Here is a 6,340-nt window from a genome sequence, read left to right on the forward strand (position 1 = left end):
GATCGTCAGCTTCATCGACGGCAAGACCTACAAGACGCTCAAGCGCCACCTGACCAGCCACGGGCTGGACCCGCGGGCCTACCGCGACCGCTACGGCCTGCCGGCCGATTACCCGATGGTCGCCCCGGCTTACGCCGAGCAACGCTCCGCCCTCGCCAAGGCGATCGGCCTCGGCCAGCCCGGCGCCATGGCCGAGCGCGAGCGCAAGAGTCGGGGCTAGGCCCTGGCGGGATGCTGCGCATCCCTCTGCACGGTGGGCTACGATTCTCAAGGATCGCAGGCCGGGGGCGCACCCGGCCCACCCTTCCCCCCTTGGGGGGGGGGGGGGGTGATGCGCAGCCGCTCTCAACCCCATCCAGCACCGATCTATGAATCCGGCGGCCCGTGTGGGAGGTGCGGCCCATGCATCTCCCCGAACCGCGCGATGAGACGCGACAGAGATCACCTTGGCCTCCCTGGGACGAATCTCCACAGGCACCACCGCAGGATCTGCGTGCATCACGGCTCCGATCTGTTTAGAACATTTCGTGAACGGATCGCATCGGCCGAGGCGGTTCAACCATCGGTGGCTGACAGGCTCGGATGTCGGTGGATCGCCGGGGATGGATCAGGGAAACAGCAATGCCGACACGGCTCTACCGCTTCCACTGTACGGACGGCCACGAGCTGGTGACCGACCTCGACGGGAGCCCGCTGTCGAACGCGGCGCAGATGCGGGTTCATGCCGAGCGCGTGGCCCTTGCCCTGATGGAACGGGTGGTCGAGCGGTTCGATTGGTCGCGCTGGCAGGTCGAAGTCTACGATGTGCGGGGGCGCCGGGTCTGGATCCGGGCCTTCCCCGACGTGAACGTCGATGCGCAGGCCGCGTGAATCACGCCGAGCGTGACAGAAACTTGGGACGAGGGAGAACCGGAATGGCCTTCAAGCCGAAATCCGCCGCGGAGACCAAGGCGCGGGATCTAGGTCTTGCCCTGGCCCGGATCGCCGAGGACGAAGGGTTGCCGGCAAACATCGGCGTGGACCGGTTGTGCCAGGCGAGCCCGCGGCTGACGCCGCTCGCGGTCGGCCAGATGGTCCGCAAGGAGCGGGAGACCGTCGCGGAGACGTTGGCCGCGCGGGGCCTCACGCTCGTCGACTATTCCGATCACGGACCGGGCCGCGGGATGGTGTTCACCATCGACGCGGCCGGATGAGTCTTTCGGTGACCAGCCCGCTCAGGCAGCGGCCGGGCGGCGACCGCGCAGCAGGCGGCCGACGCGGCGGAGCAGCAGGAGCGGCAGCTTGAGCAGCGCCCTGACCGCGAGGACCGCGGCGACCGTCAGGAGCGCTAGAATCGAGTTCAGCATTGGGTCGTTCTCCCGGGGCCGGGCTGCCCCGTGGGGCTGAGCACCCCAGGGGGCGCCTGGAACACGGCAAGACTATGAACGCGGACGGTCCATCGGGTCGCAGGCCGGCCGGGTCGATGCAGCGGAAACGGTGCCGGGCCCTTCAGGCTTCCGAGCGAGGAGCGACCCTGTCGGCGCTTGGCCGCGCCATGCCCGGGACATATCGATGTCGCGACCGAATCTGTCGGTCGGCCCAGCTCCGCCCGACCGGGAACGCGTCGAGCAACGGTTTGCATGCGTTGCTCCGAAATGAGGGCTCGTTGGGCAGGAAGCCCTTCGGAATCGGAGAGTGGGTTTGCCCCATGACCAAGCGATCGCCATGACCGTGCAGCATCATCCCCCCTTCGAGTGGGTGCAGTTTCCAGAAGAGCGAGCCCGGTTTTCAGGCAGCCTGCGCCGCGTCGACGAGATTCGCCACGAAACCTTTGCCGTCGAAGTCGGCGGGACCGAGTATTTCGGGGAGATCAAAAGATTTTTCTAGGCCAACAAGAACGACTACGGCATCGAAATTGTCTCTTTCGGCTACGCGACAGAGGAACTTATCGGGATGCCGGTGCTTCGAGCCTGTCGTGTTTTCTGGCATCCGGACATCATGACCGTTCAGGCCTTGATTGTTCAACTCATAGAGGCTGGAACAAGATTTACGGAAAGACCGTATCTGCTGACGGAATACCCGAACGCCCATTTCATGGGCCAAGTCAGGTTCCGGGACGGCTGGGCTTTGGTGGCGCATGATGGGCCTGCCGCGTGAGCGACGTGTCGACACGTCGCGCAGGCTACTGAATGGCCTCGCTCCGCGCGCCAGGACGGCGCGGGTCTATCGGCAGCTTGCTGGAGCACTCTCCGATGGGGAAACCGGTTCGGCGCGCAGACGCCAGACATCACGGCGAGATGGACCAAACAAGCGTGCGACGCTCACGATCTACGATACGGGAGACGGCAATCCACCCCTCGTCCTGACGCAGATACCTCAGGATGGCGGGGAAGGAGAATCTCCCGAATCCCCCGGCATGGCGCACCGTCGTGGATCGTGTTGCGACGCGACCGGGAGCGCGTGTGGAGCATCTGCCGGACGCGGAACCGTCACAATGCCGCAGTCCTTTGCGTGCACATCCCCTGTATCGGAAAACCGGTGGCCGCCGTTCGGGATGATGCGCGAGCAGGTCAGATCAGGAACATGCCGGTCGCAGGATCGCCGCCTCCATCCGTCCCGCCCCGCGCTCCCGTCGGGAGCCGCAGGGCCGGACGTCGGTCACGCGGCGCCTCGACGCTTCCGACTGGCTGCGGCGAACTCGGCGACTTGGTCCGGACCTACGACTGGGCGCGCACGCCGCTCGGCCCGATCGCCGACTGGCCGCAGAGCCTGATCTTCGCGGTCAGCACCCTGCTGCTCTCGCCGGTGCCGATCGTGCTCCTGTGGGGTCCGGACGGCATCATGATCTACAATGATGCCTATTCGGGCTTCGCGGGTGGGCGCCACCCGCAGCTCCTCGGCTCCAAGGTGCGCGAGGGGTGGCCGGAGGTCGCGGATTTCAACGACCATGTTATGCGCGTGGGGCTGGCCGGGGGGACGCTCTCCTACCGCGATCAGGAACTCACCCTGCGCCGCTACGGCCGGCCCGAGCCGGTCTGGATGAATCTCGACTACTCGCCGGTCTTCGATGAGGGCGGGAAGCCTGCGGGCGTCATCGCCATCGTGGTGGAGAGCACCGAGCGGGTGCTGGCCGAGCGGCGCCTGCGCGAGAGCGAGGCGCTGTTCCGCACCCTCGCCCAGGGCATCCCGCAGCTGATCTGGCGCGCCGGGATCGACGGCGCCTGCATCTGGGCGAGCCCGCAATGGATCGCCTACACGGGGCAGGACAACGACGGCAGCCTCGGATGGGGTTGGCTGGACGCCGTCCATCCCGGCGACGTCGCCATCGCCCGGACCGCCTGGCAGGAAGCCGCGGCCAGCGGCCGGCTCTCCTACGAGCACAGGCTCTGCAACGCCCCCGGCCAGCGCTACCGCTGGTTTCAGACCCGCGCGGCGGCGGTGCGCGACGGAGAGGGGCGGATCGTGGAGTGGCTCGGCACCTCCACCGACATCGACGACCTGCGCCAGCTTCAGGAGCGGCAACAGGTGATGGTCGCGGAGCTGCAGCACCGCACCCGAAACCTAATCGGGGTCGTGCGCGCCATCGCGAAGCAGACCATGGCGCTGACCGGGCCGGGCGAGCTGTTCAAGGAGCAGTTCAACGACCGCCTGTCGGCGCTCTCGCGGGTGCAGGGTCTCCTGTCCCGCTCGGACCAGGAGCCGATCACGCTGCGCACGCTGATCGAAACGGAACTCGCCGCCCTCAACGCTCCGGACGCGCAGACCCGCGTCCGGATCGGGGGACCGGTGGTGCGCCTGCGCAAGGCGACCGTGCAGACCTTCGCGCTGGCCCTGCACGAGCTCGCCACCAACGCGCTCAAATACGGTGCCTTCACCACGCCGCAGGGTTCCCTGAGCGTGACGTGGCGGATCTGCGAGTCCGAGGACGGTCGCCGGCTGCTGATGGACTGGATCGAGGAGGGGCTGGTCCGCCCCTCGGGGGCCCAGGACGCGTCCCTGCGGGGCGGGTACGGTCGCGAGCTCATCGAGCGGGCGCTGCCCTACGCGCTGAAGGCCAGGACACGCTATGCCTTAAGCGAGACGACGCTCCAGTGTACGATCAACCTCCCCCATCCCGAGGGCGACACCGCAGGGAGCCTGCCATGAGTTCGGACGCGGCGGCGCTGACCGGCAAACGGGTGCTGCTGGTCGAGGACGATTACTTCATCGCCATCGATCTCAAAGCGTGGTTCGAGGAAGGCGGCGCCGAGGTGCTCGGCCCGGTGCCCAGCGTGGAGGAGGCGCTGGCACTGATCGCCGGCACGGACGCGATCGACGCGGCCGTGCTCGACATCAACCTGCAGGACGAACTCGTCTATCCCGTCGCCGACGCGCTGCACGCCCGCGGCGTGCCGTTCCTGTTCGCCACGGGCTACGATCCGGCCGTCGTGCCGCCGCCCCACCGGGCCGTGGCCCTGTGCCAGAAGCCGATCGACCCGCAGGTCGTGGCCCGGACCCTGTTCGGCTGAGGCGCCGCACAGGGTCCGGGCCCTCAGGCGCCCGCCGCGCTCACCAGCGGGCCTGCAATCCGGCGGAGATCACCTGGGCGGTGGCGCCGGGACGCACGTCGCCGGTGTAGCTCAGCGACAGCATCACGCCCTCGGCCACCGGGCCGGTCAGGCTCACCCCCAGGACCGCCCCGTCCCGGCCGAGCCGGCTCGTGCGCGTCGCGAACGGCACCCCGAACTGGCTCGAGCGCATTGTGGCGACGGTGTCGCCCAGCTCGCGCGCCCAGTAGGCCCGGCCCTCCAGCCGCAGACCCGCCATGCCCCCCGCAGGGCCGTCGACCGCCAAGCTCGCCAGACGCCCGCCCACGAGGCTACGCGCCCCGTCGAGGCTGCCTGTCGCGAAGCTCTGGCTCGCCAGCCCGCCCCGCTCGGCCACCCGCGCCCGGGTCAGGCGGTCGACGCTGAAGCCCACCTCCGGCACGAGCTCCACCGGCAGGCCGGTCGCCAGCGCGGTGCCGGCAAAGCCCGACACCCCGGCGTCCCAGCCCGAGGCCAGGCCGCTCGCCCGCGAGACGCCCGCGCCCAAAGCCACAGTCCGATCGATCCGACCGTCCGCGTAGGACAGCCCGGCCGTGCCGCGCAGGATCACCGAACCCAGACGGGTGCTGGCGTAGAGCGTGCCGCCGTAGCTGTCAGTGGCCGACCGACCCAGGCCGAAGCCCCGGCCCCGCGACGCTCCGGTCTCGCGCAGGTAGCTGAACGCCCCGCCCACCAGCGTGTCGGCCCCGATCTGGCGGTCGACGCCGAGCAGCAGGCCGCCCGCGTCGAGGCTTGCCCCGGCGGCCGCCCGGTCGCCCGGTCGCGAGCCGAACCCGTAGAGCGCGTCCGCCCAGACCCGGCCCTCGCCCGAAGCCAGCGGCTGGTCCGGAGCCCCGGCGGCCCCGCGCATCTGCAGGGCCGAGCGGTTCGGGCCGAGCCCGGGATCGCCCGCGCTGAACGAGGCCGCGCCGCCGCCCTGTCCGCGCAGGTGCCGGTCGATCGTGTCGGTCACCAGCCGGCGCCCGGCGAGATCGGCCATCACGGCGTCGCCGTAGGCCTGGCCCGACAGGCTCGCCAGACCGCCCGGCAAGGTGGCGGGCCCGGCCGCGTAGAGCGCGTCGAACACCCGCGCCCGCTCCGCGTCCGGCCGCGTGCCGGCGGCCGGGCGGGCGCTGTCGAGGGCCGCGCCCACGGCCTGCGCGTTGCCGGTCTGGGCGAGCCCGAGCCCGGCGAGGTTGCCGTAGGCGGCGGGCGTGACCACGAGGTCGAGCCCGGTGGCGCGGTAGAACGCGTCGAAGCGCGTGCCGGCCTGCAGGCCGGTCCCTGGCTGGGCGAGCCCGGTGAACGAACCGCTGAGCCCGGCTTGCGCGGTCAGCACGCCGAAGCGCTGGCCGAGCGCCGGGGTGTAGGCGTTGGTGGCGTTGCCGGTGATGCCGCGCAGCACCGGCACGAGGGTGCCGTCGGCCGCGACCGCGCCGCTCGAACCGAGCGCCAGCAGGCGGGCGTAGCTGCCCGCGCCGGTGCCGGTGCCGAGCCCGTCGATGTCGAGGCCGAGCAGGCTGCCGGACGCGAAGGCGACCGGGCCGAGCACGGTGAGCGTGCCGGGGGAGTTGCCCGGCCGCAGGGCGCCCGCCACCGTGACCGGGGCCGCGATCGTGCCGATGCCGCGCAGGGTGCCGGCAGAGGCGACCGTCACGGGCGAGGCCCAGAACCCGTCGAGCGAGAGTGTGCCGGCCTGGATCGTGGTCGGGCCCGAGAAGCGTCCGGGGCCGGTGAGCTTGAGCGTGCCGGATCCGGCCTTGGTCAGGCTGGTGGGTGCGGTGCTCTCCAGGACG

At 70.5% G+C, this 6,340-nt stretch carries 8 protein-coding genes; 5 read left to right on the forward strand and 3 right to left on the reverse strand.

Annotation, left to right across the window (positions count from 1 at the left end; genetic code table 11):
* From MKK84_RS03400 to MKK84_RS03410, 3 genes are all read left to right on the forward strand, one after another.
* Positions 1-220, forward strand: a 220-nt coding sequence (locus tag MKK84_RS03400) for a MucR family transcriptional regulator (RefSeq protein ID WP_243916625.1), incomplete at its 5' end; no start/stop codon positions are given.
* Between the two features lie 401 nt (positions 221-621).
* A complete protein-coding gene (locus tag MKK84_RS03405; protein WP_243916626.1) occupies positions 622-870 on the forward strand; it encodes a DUF6894 family protein in 249 nt (82 codons plus the stop codon).
* Positions 871-914: 44 nt separating this feature from the next.
* Complete coding sequence (locus MKK84_RS03410; protein WP_243916627.1) at positions 915-1,193, forward strand: adenylosuccinate synthase; 279 nt, start codon at positions 915-917, stop codon at positions 1,191-1,193.
* Between the two features lie 21 nt (positions 1,194-1,214).
* Here MKK84_RS03410 and MKK84_RS35360 read toward each other — a convergent pair whose 3' ends face one another.
* Entirely contained in the window at positions 1,215-1,346 is a 132-nt protein-coding gene (locus MKK84_RS35360) for a hypothetical protein (RefSeq protein ID WP_267358368.1), read from the reverse strand.
* Between the two features lie 421 nt (positions 1,347-1,767).
* Positions 1,768-2,082, reverse strand: coding sequence for a hypothetical protein (locus MKK84_RS03415; protein ID WP_243916628.1), 315 nt, complete (start codon positions 2,080-2,082; stop codon positions 1,768-1,770).
* Positions 2,083-2,685: 603 nt separating this feature from the next.
* On the opposite strand from MKK84_RS03415, the gene MKK84_RS03420 reads away from it, so the two are divergent.
* Together MKK84_RS03420 and MKK84_RS03425 are read left to right on the forward strand one after the other, a co-directional pair.
* Complete coding sequence (locus MKK84_RS03420) at positions 2,686-4,125, forward strand: sensor histidine kinase (protein ID WP_243916629.1); 1,440 nt, start codon at positions 2,686-2,688, stop codon at positions 4,123-4,125.
* Entirely contained in the window at positions 4,122-4,487 is a 366-nt protein-coding gene (locus MKK84_RS03425; RefSeq protein WP_243916630.1) for a response regulator, read from the forward strand. Before MKK84_RS03420 ends, MKK84_RS03425 begins: the two co-directional genes overlap by 4 nt.
* 40 nt (positions 4,488-4,527) lie before the next feature.
* Here the strand turns inward: MKK84_RS03425 and MKK84_RS03430 are convergent.
* Positions 4,528-6,340: autotransporter outer membrane beta-barrel domain-containing protein (locus tag MKK84_RS03430; RefSeq protein ID WP_243916631.1), on the reverse strand; the 1,813-nt coding region annotated here is incomplete at its 5' end.

It is taken from the genome of Methylobacterium sp. E-065, assembly GCF_022829605.1.
Lineage (GTDB): Bacteria > Pseudomonadota > Alphaproteobacteria > Rhizobiales > Beijerinckiaceae > Methylobacterium.